Annotated in this window: 27 protein-coding genes; 11 read left to right on the top strand and 16 right to left on the bottom strand. The window is 71.5% G+C overall.

Annotated elements, in window-relative coordinates:
- Window positions 1-55 precede the first annotated feature (55 nt).
- Both SNA_RS03860 and SNA_RS03865 read left to right on the top strand, forming a co-directional pair.
- Window positions 56-1,744, top strand: a complete 1,689-nt coding sequence (locus SNA_RS03860; protein ID WP_044363232.1) for an LCP family protein — start codon at window positions 56-58, stop codon at window positions 1,742-1,744.
- Between the two features lie 97 nt (window positions 1,745-1,841).
- A complete protein-coding gene (locus tag SNA_RS03865; protein ID WP_030068552.1) occupies window positions 1,842-2,429 on the top strand; it encodes a hypothetical protein in 588 nt (195 codons plus the stop codon).
- 44 nt (window positions 2,430-2,473) lie between these two features.
- Here the strand turns inward: SNA_RS03865 and SNA_RS03870 are convergent, their stop codons facing one another.
- Window positions 2,474-3,496 carry a glycosyltransferase family 2 protein gene (locus tag SNA_RS03870; protein WP_030068553.1) on the bottom strand — a complete coding sequence of 341 codons (1,023 nt, stop codon included), beginning with the start codon at window positions 3,494-3,496 and terminating at the stop codon, window positions 2,474-2,476.
- Window positions 3,497-3,728: 232 nt separating this feature from the next.
- On the opposite strand from SNA_RS03870, the gene SNA_RS03875 reads away from it, so the two are divergent.
- Genes SNA_RS03875 through SNA_RS03885 form a run of 3 tightly spaced genes read left to right on the top strand, consistent with a single transcriptional unit; the run spans window position 3,729 to window position 6,422 of the window.
- Complete coding sequence (locus tag SNA_RS03875) at window positions 3,729-5,282, top strand: LCP family protein (protein WP_044363235.1); 1,554 nt, start codon at window positions 3,729-3,731, stop codon at window positions 5,280-5,282.
- The gene (locus SNA_RS03880; protein WP_044363237.1) at window positions 5,279-5,755 is read left to right on the top strand and encodes a hypothetical protein; all 477 of its coding nucleotides are present in this window, start codon (window positions 5,279-5,281) and stop codon (window positions 5,753-5,755) included. Before SNA_RS03875 ends, SNA_RS03880 begins: the two co-directional genes overlap by 4 nt.
- 52 nt (window positions 5,756-5,807) lie before the next feature.
- Entirely contained in the window at window positions 5,808-6,422 is a 615-nt protein-coding gene (locus tag SNA_RS03885; RefSeq protein ID WP_051877426.1) for a VanZ family protein, read from the top strand.
- Here SNA_RS03885 and SNA_RS03890 read toward each other — a convergent pair.
- From SNA_RS03890 to SNA_RS03900, 3 genes are all read right to left on the bottom strand, one after another.
- Complete coding sequence (locus SNA_RS03890) at window positions 6,370-7,662, bottom strand: cytochrome P450 (protein ID WP_044363240.1); 1,293 nt, start codon at window positions 7,660-7,662, stop codon at window positions 6,370-6,372. The genes SNA_RS03885 and SNA_RS03890 overlap by 53 nt on opposite strands.
- Window positions 7,659-8,453, bottom strand: a complete 795-nt coding sequence (locus SNA_RS03895; RefSeq protein ID WP_044363243.1) for an alpha/beta fold hydrolase — start codon at window positions 8,451-8,453, stop codon at window positions 7,659-7,661. Before SNA_RS03895 ends, SNA_RS03890 begins: the two co-directional genes overlap by 4 nt.
- A 160-nt stretch (window positions 8,454-8,613) precedes the next feature.
- Window positions 8,614-9,168, bottom strand: a complete 555-nt coding sequence (locus SNA_RS03900) for an acyl-CoA thioesterase (RefSeq protein ID WP_030068559.1) — start codon at window positions 9,166-9,168, stop codon at window positions 8,614-8,616.
- A gap of 302 nt (window positions 9,169-9,470) precedes the next feature.
- Here SNA_RS03900 and SNA_RS03905 point away from each other — a divergent pair, with 302 nt between their 5' ends.
- A complete protein-coding gene (locus tag SNA_RS03905) occupies window positions 9,471-10,778 on the top strand; it encodes an LCP family protein (RefSeq protein ID WP_030068561.1) in 1,308 nt (435 codons plus the stop codon).
- On the opposite strand, the gene SNA_RS03910 is transcribed toward SNA_RS03905, so the two are convergent.
- From SNA_RS03910 to SNA_RS03920, 3 genes are read right to left on the bottom strand one after another with little or no spacing between them, the layout of a single operon-like run.
- Window positions 10,762-10,959, bottom strand: a complete 198-nt coding sequence (locus SNA_RS03910) for a DUF397 domain-containing protein (protein WP_030068562.1) — start codon at window positions 10,957-10,959, stop codon at window positions 10,762-10,764. The genes SNA_RS03905 and SNA_RS03910 overlap by 17 nt on opposite strands.
- Window positions 10,959-11,147 carry a DUF397 domain-containing protein gene (locus SNA_RS03915; RefSeq protein WP_030068563.1) on the bottom strand — a complete coding sequence of 63 codons (189 nt, stop codon included), beginning with the start codon at window positions 11,145-11,147 and terminating at the stop codon, window positions 10,959-10,961. The genes SNA_RS03910 and SNA_RS03915 overlap by 1 nt, the downstream gene beginning before the upstream one ends.
- An 11-nt stretch (window positions 11,148-11,158) precedes the next feature.
- Entirely contained in the window at window positions 11,159-12,040 is an 882-nt protein-coding gene (locus tag SNA_RS03920; protein ID WP_030068564.1) for a helix-turn-helix domain-containing protein, read from the bottom strand.
- A 262-nt stretch (window positions 12,041-12,302) separates the two neighbouring features.
- On the opposite strand from SNA_RS03920, the gene SNA_RS03925 reads away from it, so the two are divergent.
- Window positions 12,303-12,857, top strand: coding sequence for an ATP-binding protein (locus SNA_RS03925; RefSeq protein WP_078969664.1), 555 nt, complete (start codon window positions 12,303-12,305; stop codon window positions 12,855-12,857).
- Here the strand turns inward: SNA_RS03925 and SNA_RS39140 are convergent.
- From SNA_RS39140 to SNA_RS03935, 3 genes are all read right to left on the bottom strand, one after another.
- On the bottom strand, window positions 12,744-13,091 hold the full coding sequence (locus tag SNA_RS39140; protein WP_078969673.1) for a MerR family transcriptional regulator: 348 nt from the start codon (window positions 13,089-13,091) through the stop codon (window positions 12,744-12,746). The two genes, SNA_RS03925 and SNA_RS39140, sit on opposite strands and share 114 nt — an antisense overlap.
- A gap of 42 nt (window positions 13,092-13,133) precedes the next feature.
- Complete coding sequence (locus SNA_RS03930; protein ID WP_078969665.1) at window positions 13,134-13,955, bottom strand: SDR family NAD(P)-dependent oxidoreductase; 822 nt, start codon at window positions 13,953-13,955, stop codon at window positions 13,134-13,136.
- 116 nt (window positions 13,956-14,071) lie between these two features.
- Window positions 14,072-15,229, bottom strand: coding sequence for an acyl-CoA dehydrogenase (locus SNA_RS03935; RefSeq protein ID WP_030068569.1), 1,158 nt, complete (start codon window positions 15,227-15,229; stop codon window positions 14,072-14,074).
- 222 nt (window positions 15,230-15,451) lie between these two features.
- On the opposite strand from SNA_RS03935, the gene SNA_RS03940 reads away from it, so the two are divergent.
- Together SNA_RS03940 and SNA_RS03945 are read left to right on the top strand one after the other, a co-directional pair.
- Window positions 15,452-16,792: a UDP-glucose dehydrogenase family protein gene (locus SNA_RS03940; RefSeq protein ID WP_044363246.1), complete on the top strand. Its 1,341-nt coding sequence runs from the start codon at window positions 15,452-15,454 to the stop codon at window positions 16,790-16,792.
- 127 nt (window positions 16,793-16,919) lie between these two features.
- On the top strand, window positions 16,920-17,303 hold the full coding sequence (locus tag SNA_RS03945; protein ID WP_044363248.1) for a VOC family protein: 384 nt from the start codon (window positions 16,920-16,922) through the stop codon (window positions 17,301-17,303).
- A gap of 42 nt (window positions 17,304-17,345) precedes the next feature.
- Here SNA_RS03945 and SNA_RS03950 read toward each other — a convergent pair whose 3' ends face one another.
- The 4 genes from SNA_RS03950 to SNA_RS03965 form a co-directional block, all read right to left on the bottom strand.
- Window positions 17,346-18,557, bottom strand: coding sequence for a dipeptidase (locus SNA_RS03950; RefSeq protein ID WP_044363251.1), 1,212 nt, complete (start codon window positions 18,555-18,557; stop codon window positions 17,346-17,348).
- A 423-nt stretch (window positions 18,558-18,980) separates the two neighbouring features.
- Window positions 18,981-20,168: a dipeptidase gene (locus SNA_RS03955; protein ID WP_030068019.1), complete on the bottom strand. Its 1,188-nt coding sequence runs from the start codon at window positions 20,166-20,168 to the stop codon at window positions 18,981-18,983.
- Window positions 20,165-20,704 (bottom strand): 5-(carboxyamino)imidazole ribonucleotide mutase, encoded by a 540-nt coding sequence (gene purE, locus SNA_RS03960; RefSeq protein ID WP_030068020.1) that lies wholly within the window; start codon window positions 20,702-20,704, stop codon window positions 20,165-20,167. The genes SNA_RS03955 and purE overlap by 4 nt, the downstream gene beginning before the upstream one ends.
- Entirely contained in the window at window positions 20,701-21,840 is a 1,140-nt protein-coding gene (locus tag SNA_RS03965; protein ID WP_078969666.1) for a 5-(carboxyamino)imidazole ribonucleotide synthase, read from the bottom strand. The genes purE and SNA_RS03965 overlap by 4 nt, the downstream gene beginning before the upstream one ends.
- A gap of 113 nt (window positions 21,841-21,953) precedes the next feature.
- On the opposite strand from SNA_RS03965, the gene SNA_RS03970 reads away from it, so the two are divergent.
- Entirely contained in the window at window positions 21,954-22,385 is a 432-nt protein-coding gene (locus SNA_RS03970; protein WP_078969667.1) for a protease inhibitor I42 family protein, read from the top strand.
- 163 nt (window positions 22,386-22,548) lie between these two features.
- A complete protein-coding gene (locus SNA_RS03975) occupies window positions 22,549-23,097 on the top strand; it encodes a GtrA family protein (RefSeq protein WP_044363255.1) in 549 nt (182 codons plus the stop codon).
- 35 nt (window positions 23,098-23,132) lie between these two features.
- On the opposite strand, the gene SNA_RS03980 is transcribed toward SNA_RS03975, so the two are convergent.
- Both SNA_RS03980 and SNA_RS03985 read right to left on the bottom strand, forming a co-directional pair.
- Window positions 23,133-24,386: an ATP-binding protein gene (locus SNA_RS03980; RefSeq protein ID WP_030068024.1), complete on the bottom strand. Its 1,254-nt coding sequence runs from the start codon at window positions 24,384-24,386 to the stop codon at window positions 23,133-23,135.
- A gap of 14 nt (window positions 24,387-24,400) precedes the next feature.
- Entirely contained in the window at window positions 24,401-25,081 is a 681-nt protein-coding gene (locus SNA_RS03985; protein WP_030068025.1) for a response regulator transcription factor, read from the bottom strand.
- Between the last annotated feature and the right edge of the window lie 364 nt (window positions 25,082-25,445).

Below are 25,445 nucleotides of genomic sequence, written 5' to 3' on the forward strand. Positions count from 1 at the left end.
CGGCCGCCGGTGACGGCGCCGAGCGCACCACCAACTGAAACGGGGAGAGGGCCCAATGCGGCAGAGCAGTGTGCGTGGTGAGCGATCACCCGGGCAGGGGGGAGCCCAGAGGCTGGGCTTCGACGACAGCCTGGAGGCGGGCGCGCCCCCGCCGGACGCACCCGGCTGGACGCCGGACGACGACGGCGGCATAGCGCCCGCCCCCGAGAGCGGCGGCGGCAGCAACGGGGGCCGCCGCCGCAAGGGCAAAGCGGCCAAGGGCGGCAAGGCCCGCAAGGCGCTGCGCTGGACGGCGCTCGGCCTCGGCTTCGTGCTGGTCGCCGGGGCGGGCGCCGGTTACTGGTACTACGAGCACCTCAATGCCAACCTGCGGACGGCTCCCCGTTCCGCCGGCGACAGCGGCCTGAAGAAGCCGGAGCCCAACGCGTTCGGGCAGACCCCGCTGAACATCCTGCTGCTGGGCTCCGACGGCCGTAACACCAAGAAGGACGTCGAGCTGGGCGGCGCCCGCCAGGACGCGGACCGCAAGCCGCTGGCCGACGTGGAGATGCTGCTGCACGTCTCGGCCGACCGCAGCAACATGTCGGTGATATCCATCCCCCGGGACACCCGGGTGACCATCCCCCAGTGCACCGACCCCAAGACGCACGAGGTCTACCGGCAGACCACCGCCGCCATCAACCAGTCGCTCCAGCACGGCGGTCCGGGCTGCACCCTTGCCACCTGGCAGGAGCTGACCGGCGTCTACGTCGACCACTTCATGATGGTCGACTTCTCCGGCGTGGTGGACATGGCGGACGCCATCGGCGGCGTCCCGGTCTGCGTCGACCGCAACGTCTACTCGCACGACAGCAAGGGCCACGGCAGCGGCCTGAAGCTCACCAAGGGCACCCACTCCGTGCAGGGCGTCCAGGCCCTCCAGTGGCTGCGCACCCGCTACGGCTTCGAGGACAACAGCGACATCGGCCGGACCAAGGCCCAGCACATGTACATGAACTCGATGGTCCGCCAGCTGAAGGCGAACGCCAAGCTCACCAACCCCGGCGAGCTGCGCGATCTGGCCGAGGCCGCGACCAAGGCGCTGACCGTCGACGACGGCCTGGACACCGTCAAGAAGCTCTACGACCTGGGCGGCGATCTCAACCGGGTGCCGACCAAACGCATCACCATGGTCACCATGCCCTGGGTGTACAGCCCCGGAGGGGAGTACGTCCTGCCCAAGCCCGGCGATGCGGAGCAGACTTTTGCGCTGCTGCGCAACGACACGGCGCTGGACGGCAAGGACAAGAAGAAGAAGCCGGCGCGGGACCCCAAGCCGTCAACTGCCGAGAACGAGCTGAAGGTTGTCGTCCAGAACGGCACCAACAGCACCGTGAACGGCCCGGTCTCCGGCCGCGCCAGCGTCGTCCAGGAGCAGCTCGCGCAGCTCGGCTACACCGCCGCCGGCACCGACTCCGCGCTCACCTCGCAGGCCGACACCACCCTCACCTACGGCGACACGGCCCGGCGCGGCGACGCCCTGGCGCTCGCGAAGGCGCTGGGCCTGCCCAAGAGCGCGGTCAAACAGTCGAGTTCGGCCACGCAGCTGCGGCTGGTCGTCGGCAACGACTGGCGTACGGGGACGGCGTACCCGAAGCAGCAGGGCGACGACAAGCCCGCGGACAAGGCGCCGGACAGCGCGGATGCGCTCAACGGGAACGACACCAAGGCGTGCATGAAGGTGAATCCGGGCTACACCTTCTGAGCCTGTCCCGGCTTCTCATCCTGTCCCGGCTTCCAGGACTGGCTCATAGGACCGTCCCAGTGGCACGGCATCGGGGTCACCATGGCAGAGTCATGCCATGGTGACCCCGATACGTGGACGGCACAGACCCGTCGCCGCGGCCCTTGTTCTCCTGGCCGCGGCCCTGCCCCTGACCGCATGTGGCACACCGCGCGCCAGGGTGGCCGAGGCCCCGAGCCCGTTCACGGCGGCCCGCCCCACCCACGGCGCCTCCCCGTATGCGGAGCCCGGCGGCGGCGCCCCGCACGAGAACGAGAACAAGGCCGGCCGCCGCCCCGGCGAGATGTCCCCGGCCGGCGCGAAGGACGCGCAGAAGGAAGCCGCGCGCATCGAACCCGTCCTCAAGCGGCTGTGGAAGCACCACACATGGGATCCGCGCAGCGTGCGCGCGGCGCTGCTCCGGCTCGGGTACAAGGAACAGCGGACCGGCCCGAAGGGCGAGCGGCTCGGCGGGACGCTCATCGTGCGGGAGATGGACGCACGCTTCGTCACCGACCACTACGTCCGGCCCGAGGGCGCTCTGGTCGGCCTGCGCGTCCATGCCGACGCCTGCGTCACGGCATTCGTGCAGAAGACCAATTACCAGGTGACGACCAACGGCCCCTACCCGGAGCACGGCTGCTTCGAGCCGCCCTTCGCCCACTGAGGGACGGGCGGACCCAAGTGGCCCGCCCTCTCCGGCGGTTGGGGCTATTTCGCCGGTGCCATGACTGCCGGCCGGCGGCTGGCGATGACCTTCTTCGCCAGCGACCGGGGGCTGGTGAGGAACCCGTAGCCCCAGCACATGTGCATCGTCGCCAGCGCGAGGGGGATCTGGGCGCGGGCCTTGAGGGAGAGTCCCTTGCCGGCCGGGACCGAGCCCGCGACGATGGCCGCCAGATAGCCGCCCGGGATGACGAAGCCCCAGGGGGTGACGGCCGCGCCGACGACCAGGCCCGCCGCGATGGCGCAGACGGCGGCCGGCGGCGCGAGGTAGCGCAGGTTGATGGACCCGGAGTGGTAGCGCGCGACGACATGGCGCCACTTCCCGTAGTCCTTGTACTGCTTGGCCAGGGCCCTGACGGTCGGCCGCGGGCGGTACTGCACCTTCAGCTCCGGCGAGAACCAGACCCCGCCGCCCGCCTCGCGGATCCGGAAGTTCAGCTCCCAGTCCTGCGCGCGGATGAACTCCACGTTGTAGCCGCCCTGTTGTTCCAGCGCCTCGCGCCGGAACACCCCCAGGTAGACGGTGTCGGCGGGCCCGGCCTGCCCGCCCGTGTGGAAGGCGGCGTTGCCCACGCCGATCTTGGAGGTCATCGCCGCGGCCACCGCCTCCTCCCAGGCGTTCTCGCCCTCGGCGTGCATGATGCCGCCGACGTTCTGCGCCCCGGTCTCCTCCAGCAGCCGTACCGCGGTGGCGATGTAGCCCGGCGAGAGCATGCCGTGACCGTCGACGCGGACGACGATGGGGTGCCGGGACGCCTGGATCGCGGCGTTCAGCGCGGCGGGGGTGCGTCCCGTCGGGTTGGGCACGGTGCTCACCCGCGGGTCTTCCTTCACCAGCTCGGCGGCGATCTCGTCCGTACGGTCCGTGGACGGGCCGAGGGCGATCACCACCTCCATCTCGCCGGCGTACTCCTGCTCCAGGATGTGCCGGACCGAATTGCGCAGGTGACGTTCCTCATTGAGCACCGGGATGATCACGGAGACGGCCGGGGTCTGCTGCTGCGGCATGGTTCCTCAGGGGTACGGCCCGCGGCGAGCCGCCATGGGCGGCAGCGCCCGCCGGGAGACTGCGGTATCGCGCCTCACGTTACCGCGAACGGGGGACGGCGACGGACGGCGGACGGGTGGCCGGGCGGACGGCGACCGGCGTGTGATGCTTTGCATGTGATCGTACGGGTTTACGGTGCTTTGACCGGCCCGCCCCCGACTCGCCGCCCGTCCCGCCGCGGAGGTGTCCCCTGTGAACGCCCCGTCCCGCTCCCAGGCCCCCACGCCGCGCCGGACCGCCCGGCCGACGGGGCGCCGGCGCCCGCCGCGTACCCGCTGGGGGCTGCGGATCAGTGCGGTGGCCGCGGGAGTGCTGCTGGCCGCGGGCGGGTTCGGGCACGCCATGGTCGCCGGGGTGGAGACCCGGATCGGGCGGGTGGACCCCTTCAAGGACATGCCGACCGAGGAGCGGCCCGGCGGCGGCAGCGGGCTGAACTTCCTGGTCGTCGGCACCGACGGACGGGACAAGATCACCAAGGAGGAGAAGCGCGCCTACCACCTGGGCGGGGTCCCCTGTCACTGCACCGACACCCTGATGCTGGTGCATCTGTCGGCCGAGCGGGACCGCGCCAGCATCATCAGCCTGCCCCGCGACTCCTACGCCGAGGTCCCCGCCCACCAGGACCCGGTCACCGGCCGGCGCCACCCCCGCCACCCCGTCAAGCTGAACGCGGCCTATGCCGAGGGCGGCCCCAATCTGACCGTACGGACCGTCGAGCACATGACGGGGGTGCATATCGACCACTATCTGGAGGTCGACTTCACCAGCTTCATGCACAGCGTGGATGCGGTCGGCGGGGTGGAGGTCTGCACCTCGCGCCCGCTCCGGGACAGTTTCACCGGGCTGGACCTGCCCGCGGGAAAGCACCTCCTGGGCGGCGGCCAGGCGCTCCAGTACGTCCGCTCCCGCCATATCGACGCCTCCGCCGACCTCGGCCGGATGCACCGCCAGCAGCGCTTCCTCGCCTCCCTCATCCACAAGATCACCTCCTCCGGCGTCCTGATGAACCCGATCCGCTTCAAGGACGTCGCCGAGACGATGCTGGAGTCCGTACGGGCCGACTCCGGCTTCGCGGCCAACGACCTGGTGGACCTGGGACAAGCCATGCGCGGCTTCACCCCGTCCTCCTCGGAGTTCGTCTCGGTGCCGCTGACCAAGGAGAATCTGCGGCTGCCGGGCGGCGGCGAGGCGGTGCGCTGGGACCCGGTGGCGTCCCAGCAGCTCTTCCAGGCCATCCGCGACGACCGGCCCCTCGCCCGGCACCCGGGCAAGGACGCCCCGGAGCCGCAGGACACCCAGGACGCCCAGGACAGCCCGGGTGCCAAGGACCCCAAGGCCCCCCAGGACGCCCGGCAGCCCAGTGGAACGGAGGTGGAGGTCCCGCCGTCGCAGATCACGGTCCGGGTCGACAACGGCACCCTGCGTGCGGGCCTGGGCGCCACGGCCGCCAAGGCGCTGCGCGCCACCGGCTTCCGTACCTCCGGCACGCCCGGCACGACGGCCGGCCGCCACCCGGCGGCCCATACGGTCATCGACTACGACCCGCGCTGGAACCGCTCGGCCCGCGCCCTGGCCGCCGCGCTGCCCGGCGCCAGGCTGCACCCGGTCGTCCGGCGCGGCCCGGTGCTCCATGTGACGCTCGGGGCCGATTTCACGGCGGTGACACCGGTCCGGGAGCAGCAGCAGCCGCCGCAGCCCCCGGCCGGTGTCGGGGCGATCACCGGCGACCAGGCGGTGTGCCCATGACCGTGCCCGCCCCCCGCCGCGCCCTCCCCGGGTCCCGCCCGCCCGGCGGCGGACCGGCCGCGCACCGCTACGTCCCGCGGGCCGGTGTCACCCTCGTCGGCCTGTGCCTGGTCGCCGCGACCGCCGCCGCGGCCCCGCCCGCCCCGGCCACCCCCACCGGCTGCGGCGACCTGGCCAGCGGGCGGCTGTGCCTGCGCGGCCCGGTCGGCGCGAGCGGCCGCTACACGACGGCCTACCGCCGCAGCCCCGCCGCGGCCCCCGCCGCCTCCGCCTCCGCAGACTTCTCCGTACGCCTGGGATACCAGCGCAAGAACGCGCGGATCACCGCCTTCCCCGGCTGGTTCGGCACCGGCCGGCTGCGCCAGGGCGCGGCCGTCCTCGGCGGACGGGTGGAGATGCTGCCGGACGAATGCATCCGCGGCGTCATGGAGCACGACGAGACCGTCTTCGTCACCAAGTGGAGCTGCGGCTGATCCGGCCCCGGTCCGCGCCCCGCCCCGCCCGCGACCCGGCCAGGAGGACACCATGTGGCAGGCCGTACTACTGGCCCTCTCCCCCGCCACCGTTGCGCTCTTCCTGACCGCCATGGCGGCGCTGGCCCTGTGCCTGGCCGCCTGGGCCGCGCGGGCCCCCGACACCGCCGCCCCGCGCACCACGGCCGCCGCCCTCCTGGCCGCCTGGCTGCTGCTGCTCCTCGTGGTGACGCTGGCCCCCACCCAGCCGGTCGGCTCGGCCGACGCCACCGTGTGGTGGCGCCCCGGCGAGAGCCTCTTCGGCCCCGGCGCCGCACCCCAGCCGCAGGAGCTGTCGATGCTGCTGCGCCAGCACACCGCCCTCGCCGCCCTGTACGTACCGGGCGCGCTCCTGCTGCGCTTCGCGGCGCCCCGCTGGTCGGCCGCCGGCGCGTTTCTCCTCGGGGTGGGCCTGTGCGTCCTGCTGGAGACCACGCAGCTGCTGATGCGGGCCGGGCGGATCGCCGATATCGACGACGTCCTGTGTGCGGCGGCCGGGACGGCGACCGGCGCGGCGCTGGGGCTGGTGACGCATCTGGCGGCGACGTGGCTGCGCCCGCGCCCTGGTACGGGCCCTAGGCCGGGCGGTCCCCCAGCCGCAGACGCACCGACTTCAGCCCGTGGATGAAGTTCGACACCAGCCGCCGCGGCGGCCCGGCGACATCGAGCACCGGCACCAGCGCGCAGGTCTCCTCGTACAGCACCCGCAGCTGCAACCGCGCCAGATGCGCCCCCAGGCAGACGTGCGGGCCGTCGCCGAACGAGACATGGGGATTGGGGTCCCGGCCCAGGTCCAGCCGGTGCGGATCGGCGAAGACCCGCTCGTCGTGATTGGCCGCACCGTGGAAGACGACCACCTTGTCCCCGGCGCGGACCGGGCGCCCGGCCAGTTCGGTGTCGTATGCCGCGGTCCGGCGGAAGCTGAGCACCGGCGGATGCCGGCGCAGCAGCTCCTCCACGCTCGTCGCCGCCCCCACCGCGCCGGTGCGCAGCGCCCGGTAGGCGTCCGGGTGCCCGGCCAGCGCCAGCAGGCCGCCGGGGGCCGCGCTGCGGACCGTGTCGTTGCCCGCGATGGTCAGCAGGAAGAAGAACATCTCCAGCTCGGCCGTGGCCAGTTCGCGGTCCAGGGCGAGCACGGTCATCACATCGTCGCCCGGGTGCGCGCGCTTGTGGGCGGCCAGCTCCCGGGCGAAGGCGAACATGTCCCCGAGCATCGCCGGGGAGCGTGGATCGGCGGGCCGCCCGTCGGCTCCCGCCGCGGCCGGCCCCGCCTCGTCCGGGTCCTGGTAGCCGATCACCCGGCGGGTCCAGTCCAGCATCAGCCCCCGCTCACCGGGCGGCACGCCGAGCAGATCGGCGAGGTTGAGCAGCGCATAGTCATCGGTGACGTCCGCCACGATGTCGCACACCCCGTCCCCGTCCCCGTCCCGCGCCGCCCCGGCCGCCGCCGTCAGCAGGCCGCGGGCCCGCTCCCGTACGGCAGTCGCGAAGCGGTCGATACGGCGCGGGGTGAAGGCCCGGCTGACCAGACGGCGCAGCCGGCCGTGGGCCGGAGGGTCCTGGTTGAGCATCATCCGGCGGATGAACGGCAGGTCGGCCGGGTCGGGGTCGCGGATCTGGGTGGCGCCCAGGCGGGAGGAGAAGGTGCGCGCGTCCTTCAGGACCCGTACGACGTCCGCATGCCGGGTCACCGCCCAGAACCCGGGCCCGGCGGGCCAGCCGAGCACCTCGGGCTCCTCCTGCCAGGCCACCGGATGCCGGTCGCGCAGGAGCCGGTAGGCGGCGTGCGGCAGGCCGTCGGCGTAGCGGCGGGGGTCGAAGACGTCCGGCACGGCCTCCGGGTCCGCGTCGGCCGCGGTGCGGGTCATCCGGCCGCCGCCGGTTCGGCGTCTCCGTCCGCCCGCAGGAAGTCCTCCACCACCCGGATCAGCTCCAGCGGCGTCTCGTCCATGGCGTAGTGCCCGGCCGCGGGCAGCTCGACCAGCACGCTGTCGGCGTACCACCGCAGCCAGGTCTGCCGCGCCAGCTCCGCGCTCAGGGCCGGATCCAGCGCCCCGGTCACCACCAGGGCCGGCACCCGCAAGCCCTCGATCTCGGCCTGGAAGCCTTCCTTGGCCCAGGAGTCCAGCCAGGCCCGGAACGCCTTCGCCTCGCTGCGCTCCAGCGACCGGCGCACCATCCGGTCCAGCCAGGCGGCGGGGCGCCGCCCGCCCGTCGTGGTGTCCAGGATGATCCGCCGGTGGAGCGGGGTGTGGTCCGCGCCGGCGAACAGCTCCCACTGGTCCGGCGGCATCGGCAGCCCGGACGCGGGGACCGGGGAGACGCCGACGAGCCGGCGCACGCGGTGCGGCGCCGCGGCCAGCACCCGCTGGGCGACGCTGCCGCCCATCGAATGCCCGACCACCGAGAAGCGCTCCCAGCCCAGCCGGTCGGCCAGCGCCAGCACATCGGCCGCCCCCTCGGCCGTCGTGTACGCCCCGGCCGCGTCCTTCGCCTCGCCGTAGCCGCGCAGATCGACCACCGCGTACTGGAACGCGTCCCGGTCGAGGTCCGGCAGGAGCGGGTCGTAGGCGGAGCGGTCGGCGAGCCATCCGTGGACGGCGATGACCTTGTGCGGTCCCGAACCGTGCAGGGCATGCGGCAGTACGAAGTCGGCCACGCTCACTCCCGAGGTGTGACGGATCCCGTCGCGCCGCCCACCGGCCGACGGCCACGTGCGACCACACTGGCCTTGACACCACCGCCACGCAAGGGCACCACCGGCCCGCCGGGCGGACCGGCCTGCGCCTGCGCCTGTGCGTGCGCCTGCGCCTGCGCCGCTATGCCTCGTCGAGCCCCTCGGCCGCCCGCCGCTCCCGCAGATCCTTGATCGCGCGGCGTCGGGCGAGCCGGTGCGTGCGGCGGATCTGCGCCTCCTGATAGCGGCGCTTGTCGCGCTCGGTCTCGGGGACCACCGGCGGCACCCGGCGCGGTTTGCCCTGCTCGTCGACGGCCGCGAAGACGAGGTAGGCGGAGCCGACCTGCTGGGCGGGGGTGGACTCGTTCCACCGCTCGGCCAGGACCCGTACGCCGACCTCCATGGAGGAGCGCCCGGTCCAGTTCACCTGGGCCTTCACATGCACCAGGTCGCCGACCCGGACCGGCTCCAGAAAGACCATCTCGTCCATGGAGGCGGTCACCGCGGGACCGCCGGAGTGCCGTCCGGCCACCGCGCCCGCCGCGTCATCGACCAGTTTCATGATCACGCCGCCGTGCACCGTCCCCAGGAGATTGGTGTCGGCCGCGGTCATGATGTGCGACAGCGTCGTACGGGAGACGGAGGTCGGCTTGCCCGCGAGCTCGCCCTCCTGGCTGTTGGTGACGAGTTCGGTCATGGGCCCACCCTAAGCGGGCCCCCAACGGCCCCGCGCCCCGCCTGCCACCCCGGTGCCACCCGTCCCGCCCGGCACGTGACCCCCGTCTCGTGACGACTCTCTCGCTACGTGACGCTCGTCTCCCCGCCCCTGTCGGCAACACCCCGGAATGACAGCTTCCGCTCGCCGCGCCGGAATGGTCACGGCCCCTTCCTTTATGGGCGGGAAGGCGGCCGTCGCTTTGCATCAGCTCTGCAACAGCCCTGGTCCTATCCCGCACCTGCTCTATTGGGCACCCTGTCGCAGCGTGCACACTTCCCCGTATGAATGAGCCCAATGGATGGTCCGGGGACCAGAACGGCTACCGGTACGGCCGCGGCAGCAGCGCCGATCCGGAGGGCGCACGTGCCATGCCGCGGGTACGGCGCGACGGAGGGGCCGGCTACCCCCGCAGCGAACCGCCCCTGCCGCCGCAGATGTCCCCGCGCCGCGGCGCCGTACCGCAGCAGTCCCAGGGCTACAACGATTACGACGACTACGACAGCGGCTACAACACCGGCCAGGTCTACGGCGGCGGTGGTGGCGGCGGTCATGGCGACGACGACGGCTACGGTCCGTACGACGGTGGCGGCGCCCGGCCGCGCCCCCGCTGGGGCCGCCGCATCAAGTGGACGCTGATCACCCTGGTGACCGTCCTGCTCGTCGCCTCCGTCGCCACCTACTTCTGGGCCGACGGCAAGCTGCGCCGCCAGGCGGACCTGAGCAAGGTCATCGACCGGCCGGCGGCCGGGGACGGCACGAACTACCTGATCGTGGGCTCGGACAGCCGCGAGGGAATGACCGCACAGCAGCGGCAGGATCTGCACACCGGTGGCGACCCGAAGTCCGGCAAGCGCACCGACTCGATGATGATCCTGCACGACGGCTCCAACGGCCCGACGCTGATCTCTCTCCCCCGCGACTCGGACGTCGAGATACCCAGCTACGTCGGCGCCGAGTCCGGCAAGAAGTACCCGGGCGTCGGCCGGCACACCAAGCTGAACGCGGCCTACGCCGAGGACGGCCCGACGCTCCTGGTCCGCACCATCGAGGCCAACACCCACCTCCACATCGACCACTACGTCGAGATCGGCTTCTCCGGTTTCGCCAACATCGTGGACGCCATCGGCGGTGTCGAGCTGGACATCCCCAAGGCGTTCAAGGACAAGTGGTCGGGCGCCGACTTCCCGGCGGGCAAGCAGACCCTCAACGGCAAGCAGGCCCTCGCCTTCGTCCGCACCCGGCACGCCTTCGCGGGCAGCGACCTGGACCGCACGAAGAACCAGCAGAAGTTCCTGGCCGCCCTGGCCAGCCAGACCGCCACCCCCGGCACGATCCTGAACCCCTTCAAGCTCTACCCGACCATGGGCGCCGGCCTGGACACGCTCATCGTCGACAAGGACATGAGCCTGTGGGACCTGGGCCAGATGTTCTTCGCGATGAAGGGCGTCACCGGCGGCGAGGGCAAGTCGATGAACATGCCGATCTCCGGCTCCACCGGCGGCAACCTGGTCTGGGACAAGGCCAAGGTCCAGCAGCTGGTGCAGCAGCTGAACGCCGACGAGACGGTGACGGTCAGCGGCAACCGCTGAGCCGACCGCCCTTGACGCAGTCGAGGAGCGCCCGCAGCCGGCCCGGCGACATCGTGAGGATGTCGCCGGGTTGGTCGCTTTCGCGGAGGTGGACGTTGCCGTCGGGGTCGGTTGCCAGCTCTACGCACTCGGTTTGACCGGCAGTACTGAACGAGGATTTCCGCCAGGCGAGTTGGGACATCAGCCCAGCCCTCCGGATTTGACGCACTGCACCAGGGCTCGAAGGCGGGCGGGGGTCAGAGTGAGGACGTCGGTGGGGTGGTCGGATTCGCGGAGGTGGACGTTGCCGTCGGGGTCGGTTGCCAGCTCGACGCAGTCACCGTTTCCTCCGCCGCTGAACGAGGACTTTTGCCAAGTGAGCCGGGACATCCCGCTCCTCCTCACAGTTCGTACATCACGTGCTGGATCAGGCTCAGCGAGTCCCGCCGGACGTGGGACTCGGGCGCGGATTCCGGGTCCACGGGATCCAGCGCCAGCTCGACCAGCCTTTCGAACATCTTGCCGTACTCGTCGTTGTGCTCTCCATCCTCCAAGAAGGCGGGCTTGAGCGGGTATTCCAGGTAGACGGTGTCCAACTCCCTCGTCGGACCGCCGAAGAGGACGAACGGACAGCTGAACGCCGCGTAAGTACCGCGCTCGAACGGAAAGATCTGGAGTGTCACGTTGGGCAGCCGCGACACCTCGATCAGCTTCAGCAGCTGCCTGCGCATGATCTGCGGCCCTCCGGCCTGCACTCGCAGCGCCGCCTCATGGACCACTGCGTGGTAGGGAACCGGGTCATCGCCGGTGAGGATCCGCTGTCGGGCCATTCTGAACTGCATGTATCGATCGGCCCGTTCCCATTCCGGGTGCGCAGTCTCGATCACGGCACGCGCGTAGTCCTCGGTTTGGAACATGCCGGGAATGAACAGCGGTTGATGCATCCGGATGCCGGCAGCCCGCGACTCCGTCTCCGCGAGGTCGAGCGCATCACGGCTCACTACATCCTGGAACTCGTCCCACCACCCAACTCCCCGGCTCTGCGCCATCTCCATCAACGCCTCGAAGTACGGGCCATCGGGGCACCCGTAAGCCCGTAGCAACTTGTACAGCCCATTGCGCGGGACGTCGACGCGACCGGCCTCTATATGGCTGACCCGCGTCCGGTCGGCGTCGAGCAGGGCACCGGCCTCATCACCCGACATCCCTGCCCGTGTGCGCAACTTCCGCAACTCCGCACCCAGTCGGCGCTGGCGTTCACTGGGGTTGTTCCTCGGCGGCATATGTCCTCCTCAGGGCCTGCGCAGTGTTTCGCGGCCCCCGCCAGGCGGTCCACCTACTTGGGCAGACGTCACCCACGCGGGTGGAAAAGGGTGGACACGGTTGTAACAACTTCACAGATGACCGTAGCGTCGGCGACGACCCGCCCACCGCGGCGCAAAGCGGAAGTGCACCGTGCCCAACGGGAGTTGAAGAGGTACGGCAACGCCACCGCACCCACCATTCCGCCGCACCGGGCCCCGGCACTCACCAGGAGGCCGTCCCATGAAGTTCGCCCCAGCCGAACCATCACCCCGCCTCGTCTCCCTCGTCTTTCCGCCCGATCCCGTATGGGTCCGCGCGGCCCGCGAGACCGTACGGGCGCTGCTGCTCGTCGCGCGCCGCAGGGACCTCACCGACGCCGCGCTGCTGCTGACCTCCGAGGCGGTCACCAACTCCGTCAACGCCTGCGCGGCGAAGGGCTGCACGACGCCCGTCACCCTCTTCGCCGAGTGGCACGATCCGCACCGGCTGCGCGTCCTCGTGCACGACGAGGCGCCGGGGCTGCCCGTGTGCCAAGTGCCGTGCCCCGACGACGAGTCGGGCCGTGGCCTCGCGCTCATCTCGTACGGGGCGGACGCCTGGGGTGTGTGTCACCACGGGCCGGGCCGGGGGAAGGCCACATGGTTCGAGCTGGGGATGACGCCGTGGGACCCGGCCCCCGGCTCAGCGCGCCGCCGCCAGCAGGCCCGCCAGCCGGTTACGGGCCTCGGTCTGGGCGGCGATCCGGGCGTCGATGATCTCCAGGCGTTCCCGGGCGATGCGGAGACCTTGCGGTGAGGGCCGGGACGCGGGCATGTCGCCGTCCAGGCAGCTCGTGAAGCACTGCACGTCGGCGAGGGTGAGGCCGGCGTCGAGGAGGTAGCGGATATTGCGTACGCGGACGACCGCACGGCCGTCGTACTCGCGGTACCCGTTGTCCGCCCGCAGCGAGGAGATCAGCCCCGCCGCCTCGTAGTGGCGCAGTGCCCGCGGGGTCGTCCCCGTCGCTTTCGCCAGGTCCCCGATCCGCACCGGCTCCACCTCCGGCGGCCTTTCTATCAACCGCCGCCCGGGTCAGCCGACCACGGCCCCGCCGTCGACGGGCAGCACGACACCGGTCACGAAGGAGGCCGAGGGCTCCGCGAGCCGGACGACGGCCCACGCCACCTCTTCGGGCCGTCCCATCCGCCCCATCGGAGTGATCGCCATCTGCATCTTCCGTATCTTCTGCGACTCCTCCTCCGACAGGCCCTGGTGGCTGCCGATCGGGGTCTCGATCGCGCCGGGTGCGACCGCCACGACACGGATGCCGCGCGGCGCATAGGCCACCGCCCAGCTACGGGTGAGCAGTTCGAGCCCGGCCTTGGTCGCGGCGTAGACCGCGGTGTCGGGCGACGGCCAGCCGCGCTGGCCGATCGAGGTGCTGATGTTCACCACCCCCCCGCCGGTCTTCTCCAGTTCCCCCAGCGCCGCCTGCATCAGCAGCACCGGCGCGGTGAGGTTCGTGGCGATCAGCGGCTCGATGCGCTGCTTGGTCAGCGGGCCACGTTGTCCGCCGCCGACGATCCCGGCGTTGTTGACCAGGACGTCCAGTCGTCCGAACCCCTCGACCGTGTGGCGCACGATGTGCTGCGGCGCCCCGTCCTCGGTGATGTCGGCGGCGTACGGGCGGATGCCGGGGTGCCCCTCGGCGGTCTCGGCCAGCGGCCCGGGGCGCCGCCCCACCGCGACCACGCGCGCTCCTTCCTGCGCGAACCGCCGCGCGGTGGCCCGCCCGATGCCGGTGCCCGCCCCGGTGACGATGACGACCCTGTCCTGCGTGTGCCGGGCGTGCTGGATGTGCGGTGTGTGCTGGATGTGCTGTGCGTGCCCGTGCTCCGGGACTCGGTTCTCCATGGCCGGGAGTCTGGAACCCTGCCGCCAATGACAAGGTCAAATCGGAAAGGCCCGACAGCAGCAACGCAACGGCCCCCGGCAAGATGCCGGGGGCCGCGGACGGAAAAGGCCGAAGGTTACGGCAGGTTCCGCGCCATCACGATCCGCTGGATCTGGTTCGTGCCCTCGTAGATCTGGGTGATCTTGGCGTCGCGCATCATGCGCTCGACCGGGTAGTCGCGGGTGTAGCCGTAGCCGCCGAGGAGCTGCACGGCGTCCGTGGTGACCTCCATCGCGACGTCGGAGGCGAAGCACTTGGCCGCCGCGCCCTGGAAGGTGAGGTCCTTGTCGCCGCGCTCGGACTTGGCGGCGGCGGCGTACGTCAGCTGACGCGCGGCCTCGATCTTCATGGCCATGTCGGCGAGCATGAACTGCACGCCCTGGAAGTCGGCGATCGGCTTGCCGAACTGCTTGCGCTCCTGGACGTAGCCCTTGGCGTAGTCCAGGGCGCCCTGGGCGATGCCGAGCGCCTGGGCGGCGATGGTGATGCGGGTGTGGTCGAGGGTCTTCATGGCGGTGGCGAAGCCGGTGCCCTCGGCGCCGATCATGCGGTCGGCGGGGATGCGGACGTTGTCGAGGTAGACCTCGCGGGTCGGGGAGCCCTTGATGCCGAGCTTCTTCTCCGGGGCGCCGAAGGAGACCCCGGGATCGGACTTCTCCACCACGAAGGCGGAAATGCCCTTCGAGCGCTTCTCGGGGTCCGTCACGGCCATCACCGTGTAGTACTCGGAGACGCCGGCGTTGGTGATCCAGCGCTTGACGCCGTTGAGCACCCAGTAGTCGCCGTCGCGGACGGCCTTGGTCTTCATGCCGGCGGCGTCGGAGCCCGCGTCCGGCTCGGAGAGGCAGTACGAGAACATCCCGTCGCCCTTGGCGAGCGGGGTCATGTACTTCTTCTTCAGCTCCTCGGAGCCGGAGAGGATGACCGGCAGCGAGCCCAGCTTGTTCACGGCCGGGATCAAGGAGGAGGAGGCGCAGACCCGCGCGACCTCTTCGATGACGATGACGGTGGCCAGCGCGTCGGCGCCGGCGCCGCCGTAGGACTCCGGTACGTGCACCGCGTGCAGGTCGTTGGCGACCAGCGCGTCATGCGCCTCCTGGGGGAAGCGTGCCTCCTCGTCCACCGCGGCGGCGAACGGCGCGATCTTCGCCTCGGCGAGGGCGCGCACCGACTCGCGGAGCATGTCGTGCTCCTCCGAAAGCCGGTACAGATCGAAATCAGCGGTTCCCGCCAAGGTTTCTCACTCCCCTGTGAGCTGATGTGGCCTACAGCTAACTACTGTTAAGTAACCCTTACGGCATCGGATTCTAGGCGCCTGCTGGGGTTCCTGATACGGACGCTGTACGTGAGGTTGCCGACAGCCCCTGGTGAGGGGCCGTACGGCGGGGGTCCGCCGCAGGGTGCGCGACTATGCTCGGTCAGCACCAATTTTCCCCCGGAAGCGTCTGGAGCATCCATGCCCGTCAAGATCACCGTGATCGGCACCGGATACCTCGGTGCCACCCACGCCGCCGCCATGGCCGAGCTGGGCTTCGAGGTGCTGGGCCTGGACGTGGTTCCGGAGAAGATCGAGATGCTCCAGCGCGGCGAGGTCCCGATGTACGAGCCGGGGCTGGAGGAGCTGCTGCGCCGCCATGTCGCGGGGATCGAGGGCTCCACCGGGCGGCTGCGCTTCACCACCTCGTACGAGGAGGCCGGGGCCTTCGGCGAGGTGCACTTCGTCTGCGTCAACACGCCGCAGAAGCACGGTGAGTATGCGTGCGACATGTCGTATGTGGAGAGCGCCTTCGACTCGCTGGCGCCGCATCTGACCCGGCCCACGCTCGTCGTCGGCAAATCGACCGTGCCGGTGGGCAGCGCGGCCCGGCTCGCGAAGCGGCTGGCGGCCGCCGCCCCCGCAGGAGAGGCCGCCGAGCTGGCCTGGAACCCGGAGTTCCTGCGCGAGGGCTTCGCCGTGCAGGACACCCTGCACCCCGACCGGATCGTGGCGGGCGTGGCCAGTGAGAAGGCCGAGGAGCTGCTGCGCGAGGTGTATGCGACGCCCCTCGCGGAGGGGTCGCCGTTCGTCGTCACGGACTTCCCGACCGCCGAGCTGGTCAAGACCGCCGCGAACGCCTTCCTCGCCACGAAGATCTCCTACATCAACGCGATGGCCGAGATCTGCGAGGCGGCCGACGGCGACGTGGTCAAGCTGGCCGAGGCCCTCGGGCACGACGAGCGGATCGGCAAGAAGTTCCTGCGGGCCGGGATCGGCTTCGGCGGCGGATGTCTGCCCAAGGATCTGCGGGCCTTCATGGCACGCGCCGGTGAGCTGGGCGTCGACCAGGCGCTGACCTTCCTGCGCGAGATCGACTCGATCAATATGCGGCGCCGGGGCCATATGGTCGAGCTGGCCCGGGACGCGGTGGGCGGCTCGTTCCTGGGCAAGCGGGTCGCCGTACTGGGCGCGACCTTCAAGCCGGATTCGGATGACGTCCGCGACTCGCCGGCGCTGAATGTCGCCGGGCAGATCCATCTCCAGGGCGGGCAGGTGACCGTGTACGACCCGAAGGGGATGGCGAACGCCCGGCGGGTGTTCCCGACCCTGGGATATGCGGACAGCGCGCCGGAGGCGGCGCGCGGTGCGGATGTGGTGCTGCATCTGACCGAGTGGAGCGAGTTCCGGGAGCTGGACCCGGCGGCGCTGGCGGACGTGGTGTCCGAGCGGCGGATCCTGGACGGGCGCAACGCCCTGGACCCGGGGCTGTGGCGCAAGGCCGGGTGGACGTACCGGGCGCTGGGGCGCCCGCAGGCGTAACCCCCTTTCCTTGCGGCGTACGGCAATGGCGACGTACGGAATTGCGGCGTACGGACCCCCCTCGTCCGTCATCATGCGGTAGCGAAACGAGACCGCATGATGACGGCATGAGACGAGGAGGAACGCCATGGCTGTGATCGAGCTCGGCGTCACGGTGCTGGACTGTCCCGATCCCCGTGCGCTCGCCGCCTTCTACGCCGAGATGCTCGGCTGGCGGGTGGCGGCGGACGAGGACGACGAGGAGTGGGTGGAGGTCGAGGGGCCGCGCGGCCGCACCCTCGCCTTCCAGCAGGTGGCCGAGGGGTACCGGCCGCCGAGCTGGCCGGGCCAGGAGCGGCCGCAGCAGCTGCACCTCGACTTCGACGTCCGGCGCGCCGACATCGACGAGGCCGAGGCCAAGGTCATCCGGCTGGGGGCGAAGCTGGTCCAGCCCGATGACGGGATCCGGAACTTCCGGGTGTATCTGGATCCGGCGGGGCATCCGTTCTGCCTGTGCCTGTGCGAGCGGTAGACCGCGCTGTGTGAGCGGTGGACCGCCCGGCGTCCGGACGCTTTACCGCCCGCCGTCCAGCCGCTCTATCGTCGCCTTCGACGGGCTGCGGCGGCCCCGTACCGAGCGGGCCACCGACTCCGCGCCGCGTAGCGCCCGTAGCGCATTTCCCCAGGTCAGCGCGGCCAGGTCGTGGAAGGACCAGCCGCGGTCGATGAGTTCGGCGATCAGCAGCGGATAGCCGGCGACATCCGGCAGGGGGCTGCGGTGGGCGGTGGCCGGGTCGGTGTCGAAGCCGGCGCCGAGGCCGATGTGGTCGGGGCCGGCCACCGTCCGCAGATGGTCGAGGTGGTCGGCGATGTCCTGGACACCGGCGGGGCCGCCGCCGTCGGTGAGCTGCTCCGGGGCGAAGGTGACCATGCAGACGCCGCCGTTGCGGGGCACCAGGGAGAGCACCTCGTCGGGGACGTTACGGGCGTGGCCGCTGACCGCGCGGGCGGCCGTCCGGGTCCAGATCACCGGGGCCTTGGTGAGCGCGAGGGTGTGCCGCATGGTGTCGGCGGAGCACCACGACAGGTCGATCAGCATGCCCAGGCGGTTCATCTCGCGGACGACCTCCTCGCCGAACACCGTCAGCCCGCCCGCCCTGGGGGTGTCGGTCGCGGAGTCCGCCCAGGGGGTGTTGCGGTCGGCGGTCAGCGCCAGGGAGCGCACTCCGAGCCGGTGGAAGCAGCGCAGCACGCCCAGGGAGCTGTCGATGGCGTGGCCGTCGGCGGAACCGAGGAGCGAGGCGATCCGGCCGCCGTTGCGGGCCTCGGCCATATCGTCGGCGGTCAGTGCGAGGTGCAGCGTGTCGGGATAGGCGCGGACCAGGGCGTGGACGAAGTCGATCTGTTCGAGGGTGGCGCTGACGGCGGCCTCGCCGGTCAGCTCGGCCGGCACCTGGAGGGACCAGAACTGGCCGCCGACCCCGCCGGCCCGTAGCCGGGGCAGATCGGTGTGGACGCCGGTCTCGCCCTGGTCGAGGTCGAAGTGGTGGCCGGGGGTCAGATCGTGGCCGGTGCGGCGGCGCAGCGCCCAGGGCAGGCCGTTGCAGCCGTCGACGACGGGGTGTGCGGCGAGCAGGGCGCGGGCGCGGGCGACCGGTCCGCGCGGGGTGAGCGGCAGCGGTCCCGCGGTCCGGTCGGGGTCCGCGAACTCGGGGCTGTCGGGGACCCCGGATATCTCCGGGGTCCCGGTGGGGTCGGTCGGCTCTGCGGGGGCGAGATCGGCCATGGCGTTCTCCCACGGGCGGGAAGTGGTGACGCCACGGTTGCACGCCGCCCCCTGCGGTTCGCGGTGAGCGATGCGTATGGGTTATGGCGGTACGTCGTGGCAGGCCGGGGCAGGAGCCGTCGTCGGTTGCCGTGGGCGGTGGGCCGGGAAGCGTGGTTGCCCGCCAGAGCCCTCCGCCCCGGCCCCCTCGGACCGTCCCAGGGCCCTTCTGACGGATCTCCGTGGGAGAAGGAGCGGCGTCCGGTGCGTGCTCTGGGGGTCCCCCCGGCCGAAGGCTGGGGGAGTGCCGCGCGGAAGTCCTCGATGGGGGTGTCCCCGCGCGAGCGGAGCCGAGCGTGGGGGAGGCGCTACTTGGGCTTTCGCGCGGTGCGGCGAGAGGGCGCACCGGACGCCGCGACGCCGCGGAGATCCATCAGAAGGGCCCTAGCCGTCCAACTGCTCGATGGTGGCGTGCGAGGGGCCGCGCCGGGCCTGTTCCTCGCGGGCGACGTCCTCGGCGACGCGCAGCGTACGGACCGCGTTCTGCCAGGTGAGCTTGGCGAGGTCGGCCTCGGACCACTTGCGGTCCAGCAGTTCGGCGATCAGGTTCGGGTAGCCGGCGACATCGGCGACGTCGGCCGGGGTGAAGGCGGTGCCGTCGAAGTCGCCGCCGATGCCGATGTGGTCGATGCCGGCGACCTCACGCATATGGTCGAGGTGGTCGGCGATGGTGGCCGCGGTGGCCGTCGGGGGCGGGTCGGCGGCCTCGAAGGCCCGCTGGACGGCCATTCCGGCGGCGGTGGTGTCCAGGTGGTGCAGGCCGTGCGCGCGCATGTTCTCGTCGGCGCGGGCGGTCCATTCCACGGCGGCGGGCAGCACGAACTTCGGCACGAAGGTGACCATGGCGGTGCCGCCGTTGGCGGGCAGCTGGGCCAGGACGTCGTCGGGGACGTTGCGCGGGTGGTCGCACAGGGCGCGGGCCGAGGAGTGCGAGAAGATCACCGGCGCGGTGGTGATGCGCAGCGCGTGGCGCATGGTGTCGGCCGAGACATGGGAGAGGTCGACCAGCATCCCGCAGCGGTTCATCTCGCGGACGACCTCCTCGCCGAAGGCCGTCAGGCCGCCGTGGCGCGGGTCGTCGGTCGCGGAGTCCGCCCAGGCGATGGTGCTGTTGTGGGTGAGCGTCATATAGCGGACGCCCAGCCGGTGCAGGGTGCGCAGGGTGGCCAGCGAGTCGTTGATGCAGTGGCCTCCCTCGGCGCCCATCAGGGAGGCGATACGGCCCTGGGCGCGGGCGGCCTCCATATCGCCCGAGGTGAGCGCCGGGCTCAGGTCGTCGGGGTAGCGGGCGATCAACTCCCGTACCACATCGATCTGTTCGAGGGTGGCGCTGACCGCGTTGTCGCCGGCGTGGTCGGGCCGTACGTACACCGACCAGAACTGGGCGCCGACGCCGCCGGCCCGCAGCCGGGGCAGGTCGGTGTGCAGGTGGGCGGACTGGTCCTGGGCGATGTCGCGGCGGTCGAGGTCGTAGCGGACCTGTTCGCGCAGCGCCCAGGGCAGGTCGTTGTGGCCGTCGACGACGGGCCAGCGGGCGAGCAGTTCCCGGGCGGCGTCGCGGGAGCCGGTCATTTGCCGCCCCCGAAGCCGAAGCCGCCGGGCGCGGCGGCCTTGTTGCGCAGCCGCCGGCCCTTCTCGGTGGCCTGGTCGTTGAGCTCCTGCTGGAACTCGCGCATCCGGGAGAGGAGTTCGGGGTCGTGCGCGGCGAGGATCCGGGCGGCGAGCAGTCCGGCGTTACGGGCGCCGCCGACCGAGACGGTGGCGACCGGCACCCCGGCGGGCATCTGCACGATGGACAGCAGGGAGTCCATGCCGTCGAGGTACTTCAGCGGTACGGGGACGCCGATGACCGGCAGCGGGGTGACCGAGGCCAGCATCCCGGGGAGGTGGGCCGCGCCGCCCGCGCCCGCGATGATCGCCTTCAGGCCGCGGTCGGCGGCGTTCTCGCCGTAGGCGATCATCTCGTGCGGCATGCGGTGGGCCGAGACGACATCGACCTCGTAGGGGATCTCGAACTCGGCGAGGGCCTGGGCGGCGGCCTCCATGACGGGCCAGTCGGAGTCGGAGCCCATGACGACGCCGACCATGGGGTTCGCAGCTGAAGTCATTCGGTGATTGTTCCTCGCAGATAGCCGGCGGCGTGCGCGGCGCGCTCGCGCACATCCGCCAGGTCGTCGCCGTAGGTGTTGACGTGCCCGACCTTGCGGCCGGGCTTGACGTCCTTGCCGTACATATGAATCTTCAACTGCGGATCGCGCGCCATGCAATGCAGATACGCCGCATACATGTCGGGGTAGTCGCCGCCGAGGACATTGGCCATGACCGTCCACTTGGCGCGCGGGCGGGGGTCGCCGAGCGGAAGATCGAGCACGGCACGGACGTGGTTGGCGAACTGCGAGGTGATCGCGCCGTCCTGGGTCCAGTGGCCGGAGTTGTGCGGGCGCATGGCCAGCTCGTTGACGAGGATCCGGCCGTCGGCGGTCTCGAAGAGCTCGACGGCGAGGTGGCCGACGACGTCCAGCTCCTGGCCGATGCGCAGGGCCAGCTCCTGGGCCTGCCCGGCCAGCTCGGGGTCCAGGTCGGGCGCGGGGGCGATCACGGTGTCGCAGACGCCGTCGACCTGGATGGACTCCACGACGGGGTAGGCGACGGCCTGGCCGTGCGGGGAGCGGACGATGTTGGCCGCCAGTTCCCGGACAAAATCGACCTTCTCCTCGGCCAGAACCGGCACCCCGGCGCGGAACGGTTCCGCGGCCTCCTTGGAGGATCGTACGAGCCAGACGCCCTTGCCGTCGTAGCCCCCGCGGACGGTCTTGAGGACCACCGGGAAACCTTCGCCCTCGGCCGCGAAACGCGCCACGTCCTCCGGGTCGGAGACGAGGCGGTGGCGCGGACAGGGCGCCCCGATCGCGTCCAGCTTCGCGCGCATCACGCCCTTGTCCTGGGCGTGCACCAGCGCCTCGGGGCCGGGCCGGATGGGGATGCCATCGGCCTCCAGCGCCCGCAAGTGCTCGGTGGGAACGTGCTCGTGATCGAAGGTGAGCACATCACAGCCACGGGCGAAGGAGCGCAGCGTGTCCAGGTCGCGGTAGTCGCCGATGACGACCTCGCTGACCACCTGGGCCGCCGAGTCCTGCGGGGTGTCGCTGAGGAGCTTGAACTTGATGCCGAGGGGGATGCCTGCCTCGTGGGTCATACGGGCGAGCTGACCGCCGCCGACCATGCCGACTACCGGGAACGTCACGCTCCCCAGGGTATCCGCACCTCAGCGCTGCCCCGCCCCCTGCTTGGATGATGCTCCAAAGATGCGGCGTCCGAGAATCGCCGGTGACGACGGACGAGCGAAGGAGAAACCGGATGGGGACAGGCGGCATAGCCAGGAACTCCCGGCTGCTGGTGATCGCCGTCGCGCTCGCCGCCCTGCTGATCGCGGTGCACTCCGTCATCAGCCGGCTGTCCGGGCCGGCGGTCTACGACGCGGGCGAGAGCGAGATCTCCGTCGCACCCGGCGAGCGCTTCGAGATCCGGGTCGCGGACGACCCCGGCGACGGCTACCGCTGGATCGTCGCCGCCCCCCGTCCCGATCCGGCCGTTCTGAAGGCCGTCGGCGGCCGTCTCGACCCGGACGAGCCGCCGCCCTCGGGCAAGGGCGGCTCCCGCTACCTCGACTTCATAGCGGTCGGCGCGGGCCGTACGGACCTGCGGCTGCTGCGCTGCCGGCGGTGCGGCGAGGGGGCGGGTGACGAGCGCGGTGCGCGGAGCCTCAATTTCCGTGTGACCGTGGGCTGATCGCCCGCTACCGAGAGAGGTGTGGCCGGAAGCGGTATGCGGCGGGCACGTCTTTCGGCCCGTGGTTAGCATGAGGGAGCGGCCCGGGGGACGGGCGTTCTGCATCGCCGCCCCCTTGCCACCGCCCACGACCACCGCCCACGACGGGAGCTGAACGATCACCATGAGTGAACGGAGCGCGCTGCGGTCGAGGCTGGAGGCGCTCACCCGGGAAGTGGTGAAGTTCGGCGCGGTCGGCGGCGCGGGGGTCGTCGTGAACTTCGCGGTGTTCAACCTTGTGCGGCAGCTGACCGAGATCCCCGTCGTACGGGCCAGCATCGTGGCGACGGTCGTGGCCACGGGCACCAACTACCTCGGTTACCGCTACTTCACCTACCGCGACCGCGACAAACAGGGCCGCACCAAGGAGCTCACGCTCTTCCTGCTGTTCAGCGTGATCGGCCTGATCATCGAGAACGGGCTGCTGTACGCGGCGACCTACGGTTTCGGCTGGGACAGCCCGTTGCAGAGCAACGTCTTCAAGTTCCTCGGCATCGGCATCGCGACGCTCTTCCGCTTCTGGTCGTACCGCACCTGGGTGTTCCAGGCGCTGCCCGCCCGCGAGGCCGTGGAGACCGCCGAGGCGTTTCTGGCGGCGGGTGCCGAGGAGGCGCCGGCGGCCGAGCGAGTCGGCGGCCCGGCGCGCACCGTGCGCAGCGGGTCACGGAAGTAGCCGCGGGGCAGCAGCGGAGAAGCGGGCCGTACGGCTCACTCCTCGATGTTCTCCGCCTCCCGCGCCAGGAACAGCGCGAACACCGGCGGATGCTGCTGGAGCAGCTCCAGGCGGCCGCCGTCCGCCTCGGCCAGATCGCGGGCGACGGCCAGGCCCAGCCCGGTGGAGTTGCGGCCGGAGACGGTCCGCTCGAAGACCCGTGAGCCCAGGTCCGGGGGGACGCCGGGGCCGGCGTCGGTGACCTCGACGACGGCCTGGTTGCCGGTGACGCGGGTGCGCAGGGCGACCGTTCCGGCGCCGTGCATCAGGGAGTTCTCGATCAAGGTGGCCAGTACCTGGGCAACAGCGCCCGGGGTGCCCACGGCCCGCAGCCCCTTCTTGCCGGAGCGCACGATGGCCCGGCCGGCGCTGCGGTAGGCCGGGCGCCACTCCTCGACCTGCTGTTTGACCACCTCGTCCAGATCGAAGGCGACCGCCGAGCCGGTACGCGGATCGCGCGAGTTGGTCAGCAGCCGCTGGACGACGTCGGTCAGCCGCTCCACCTGGGCCAGCGCGATGGTGGCCTCTTCCTTGACGGTGTCCGGGTCGTCGGTGAGCGTGATCTCCTCCAGCCGCATGGACAGCGCGGTCAGCGGGGTGCGCAGCTGGTGGGAGGCGTCGGCGGCGAGGCGGCGCTCGGCGGTGAGCATCCGGGCGATTCGTTCGGCGCTGGCGTCGAGGACGTCGGCGACCCGGTCGAGTTCCTGGACGCCGTAGCGGCGGTGGCGGGGGCGGGGGTCGCCGGAGCCCAGCCGTTCGGCGGTCTCGGCGAGGTCGGTGAGCGGGGCGGTCAGCCGGCGGGCCTGGCGTACGGCCAGGATCACCGCCGCGATGATCGCCAGCAGCGCGACGGCAAGGATCACCAGCAGGGTCCGGCCGATCTCCGCGCTGACCGCGGAGCGCGACTCCTGGACGATGACCCACTCGCCGCGGTCGCCCTGGACCCGTGAGGAGATCACATCGCCCGTCGGGCGCCGCCCGATCTCGATGGGCTGGCGGGGCTTGCCCGGCACCCGGATCTCGGCGAAGCGGTGGGCGGTGATCTGCTCGGAGAGGATCTCCGGGGTGATCTTCTCGCCGCTGCCCATCCGGCTCTCGACGATCCCCACCAGCCGTACCGCCTCGGACGCCACGCTTTCCTGGGCACCCGCCTCGATGGTGCGGGTCTCGACGATGACCAGCGAGATACCGAAGACGGCGATGACGACGAGGACCACGGCGAGCGTGGAGTTGATCAGGCGGCGGCGCACGGGTCCTGGCTCTTTCAGCTTTTTTCGAAGCGGAAGCCGACACCGCGGACGGTGGCGATGTAGCGGGGGTTGGCGGCGTCGTCACCGAGCTTCTTGCGCAGCCAGGAGATGTGCATGTCGAGGGTCTTGGTGGACGACCACCAGGTGGTGTCCCAGACCTCGCGCATCAGCTGGTCGCGGGTGACGACCCGGCCGGCGTCCCGCACCAGGACGCGCAGCAGGTCGAACTCCTTCGCCGTCAGCTGGAGTTCGTCATCGCCCATCCACGCCCGGTGGGATTCCACATCGATCCGTACGCCATGGGTGGCGGGCGGCTGCTGGGCCTCGGCGGTGGAGCCGCGGCGCAGCAGGGCCCGTACCCGGGCGAGCAGTTCGGCGAGGCGGAAGGGCTTGGTGACGTAGTCGTCGGCGCCGGCGTCCAGCCCGACGACGGTGTCCACCTCGTCCGCGCGGGCGGTCAGCACCAGGATCGGGAAGGAATGGCCTTCGGTGCGCAGCCGGCGGGCGACCTCCAGGCCGTCCATACCGGGCAGCCCCAGGTCGAGCACGAGCAGGTCGATATTGCCCTGGAGACCGGCGTCGAGCGCCGTGGGGCCGTCCTCGCGCACCTCGACTTCGTAACCCTCGCGGCGCAGTGCGCGGGCGAGCGGCTCCGAGATGGACGCGTCATCCTCGGCGAGCAGTACACGGGTCATGGGCCGATGGTAGTCCGCGGCAGCGGGCCGAAGGGGCGGTCCGGCGCTCAGGGCTGCCTGTGGCCGCTGCGGGGCGGGCCGGGGCCGTGAGCTGGACACCCGCGGCGGGGCGGAGTTCAAACGGTTCCCGACACCAGTGTGACCGTTGTCTCACCACTCCCATTGCGGCGGAACCAGACGTATGGTGTCCGCACGTCCATCGCACAACCTAAGGGCCGCTGACGCTCAACTGGTGTCATCGGTCCCTGTTGTGTGCGGGGCTGGAACCCCCAGCCCCGGTACACAGTGACTGACCTTTCGACCGGGTCCGCCGAGCAGCAGCACGGGGGGCGTGGATCCCGGTGCATGACCGCCTTGCCGGCTC

Origin of the sequence: Streptomyces natalensis ATCC 27448 (genome assembly GCF_000935125.1) — a bacterium.
Classification (GTDB): domain Bacteria; phylum Actinomycetota; class Actinomycetes; order Streptomycetales; family Streptomycetaceae; genus Streptomyces; species Streptomyces natalensis.

Excerpts from the sequence above, each read along its gene's own strand:
- SNA_RS03865 (WP_030068552.1), top strand. The coding sequence starts at position 1,842 with ATGGTGACCCCGATACGTGGACGGCACAGACCCGTCGCCGCGGCCCTT.
- SNA_RS03985 (WP_030068025.1), bottom strand. The coding sequence starts at position 25,081 with ATGACCCGTGTACTGCTCGCCGAGGATGACGCGTCCATCTCGGAGCCG.
- SNA_RS03915 (WP_030068563.1), bottom strand. The coding sequence starts at position 11,147 with ATGTCCCGGCTCACTTGGCAAAAGTCCTCGTTCAGCGGCGGAGGAAAC.
- purE (WP_030068020.1), bottom strand. The coding sequence starts at position 20,704 with ATGACTTCAGCTGCGAACCCCATGGTCGGCGTCGTCATGGGCTCCGAC.
- SNA_RS03910 (WP_030068562.1), bottom strand. The coding sequence starts at position 10,959 with ATGTCCCAACTCGCCTGGCGGAAATCCTCGTTCAGTACTGCCGGTCAA.
- SNA_RS03925 (WP_078969664.1), top strand. The coding sequence starts at position 12,303 with ATGAAGTTCGCCCCAGCCGAACCATCACCCCGCCTCGTCTCCCTCGTC.
- SNA_RS03860 (WP_044363232.1), top strand. The coding sequence starts at position 56 with ATGCGGCAGAGCAGTGTGCGTGGTGAGCGATCACCCGGGCAGGGGGGA.
- SNA_RS03885 (WP_051877426.1), top strand. The coding sequence starts at position 5,808 with ATGTGGCAGGCCGTACTACTGGCCCTCTCCCCCGCCACCGTTGCGCTC.
- SNA_RS03900 (WP_030068559.1), bottom strand. The coding sequence starts at position 9,168 with ATGACCGAACTCGTCACCAACAGCCAGGAGGGCGAGCTCGCGGGCAAG.
- SNA_RS03880 (WP_044363237.1), top strand. The coding sequence starts at position 5,279 with ATGACCGTGCCCGCCCCCCGCCGCGCCCTCCCCGGGTCCCGCCCGCCC.
- SNA_RS03905 (WP_030068561.1), top strand. The coding sequence starts at position 9,471 with ATGAATGAGCCCAATGGATGGTCCGGGGACCAGAACGGCTACCGGTAC.
- SNA_RS03950 (WP_044363251.1), bottom strand. The coding sequence starts at position 18,557 with ATGGCCGATCTCGCCCCCGCAGAGCCGACCGACCCCACCGGGACCCCG.
- SNA_RS03955 (WP_030068019.1), bottom strand. The coding sequence starts at position 20,168 with ATGACCGGCTCCCGCGACGCCGCCCGGGAACTGCTCGCCCGCTGGCCC.
- SNA_RS03890 (WP_044363240.1), bottom strand. The coding sequence starts at position 7,662 with ATGACCCGCACCGCGGCCGACGCGGACCCGGAGGCCGTGCCGGACGTC.
- SNA_RS03970 (WP_078969667.1), top strand. The coding sequence starts at position 21,954 with ATGGGGACAGGCGGCATAGCCAGGAACTCCCGGCTGCTGGTGATCGCC.
- SNA_RS03870 (WP_030068553.1), bottom strand. The coding sequence starts at position 3,496 with ATGCCGCAGCAGCAGACCCCGGCCGTCTCCGTGATCATCCCGGTGCTC.
- SNA_RS03945 (WP_044363248.1), top strand. The coding sequence starts at position 16,920 with ATGGCTGTGATCGAGCTCGGCGTCACGGTGCTGGACTGTCCCGATCCC.
- SNA_RS03975 (WP_044363255.1), top strand. The coding sequence starts at position 22,549 with ATGAGTGAACGGAGCGCGCTGCGGTCGAGGCTGGAGGCGCTCACCCGG.
- SNA_RS03940 (WP_044363246.1), top strand. The coding sequence starts at position 15,452 with ATGCCCGTCAAGATCACCGTGATCGGCACCGGATACCTCGGTGCCACC.
- SNA_RS03920 (WP_030068564.1), bottom strand. The coding sequence starts at position 12,040 with ATGCCGCCGAGGAACAACCCCAGTGAACGCCAGCGCCGACTGGGTGCG.
- SNA_RS03930 (WP_078969665.1), bottom strand. The coding sequence starts at position 13,955 with ATGGAGAACCGAGTCCCGGAGCACGGGCACGCACAGCACATCCAGCAC.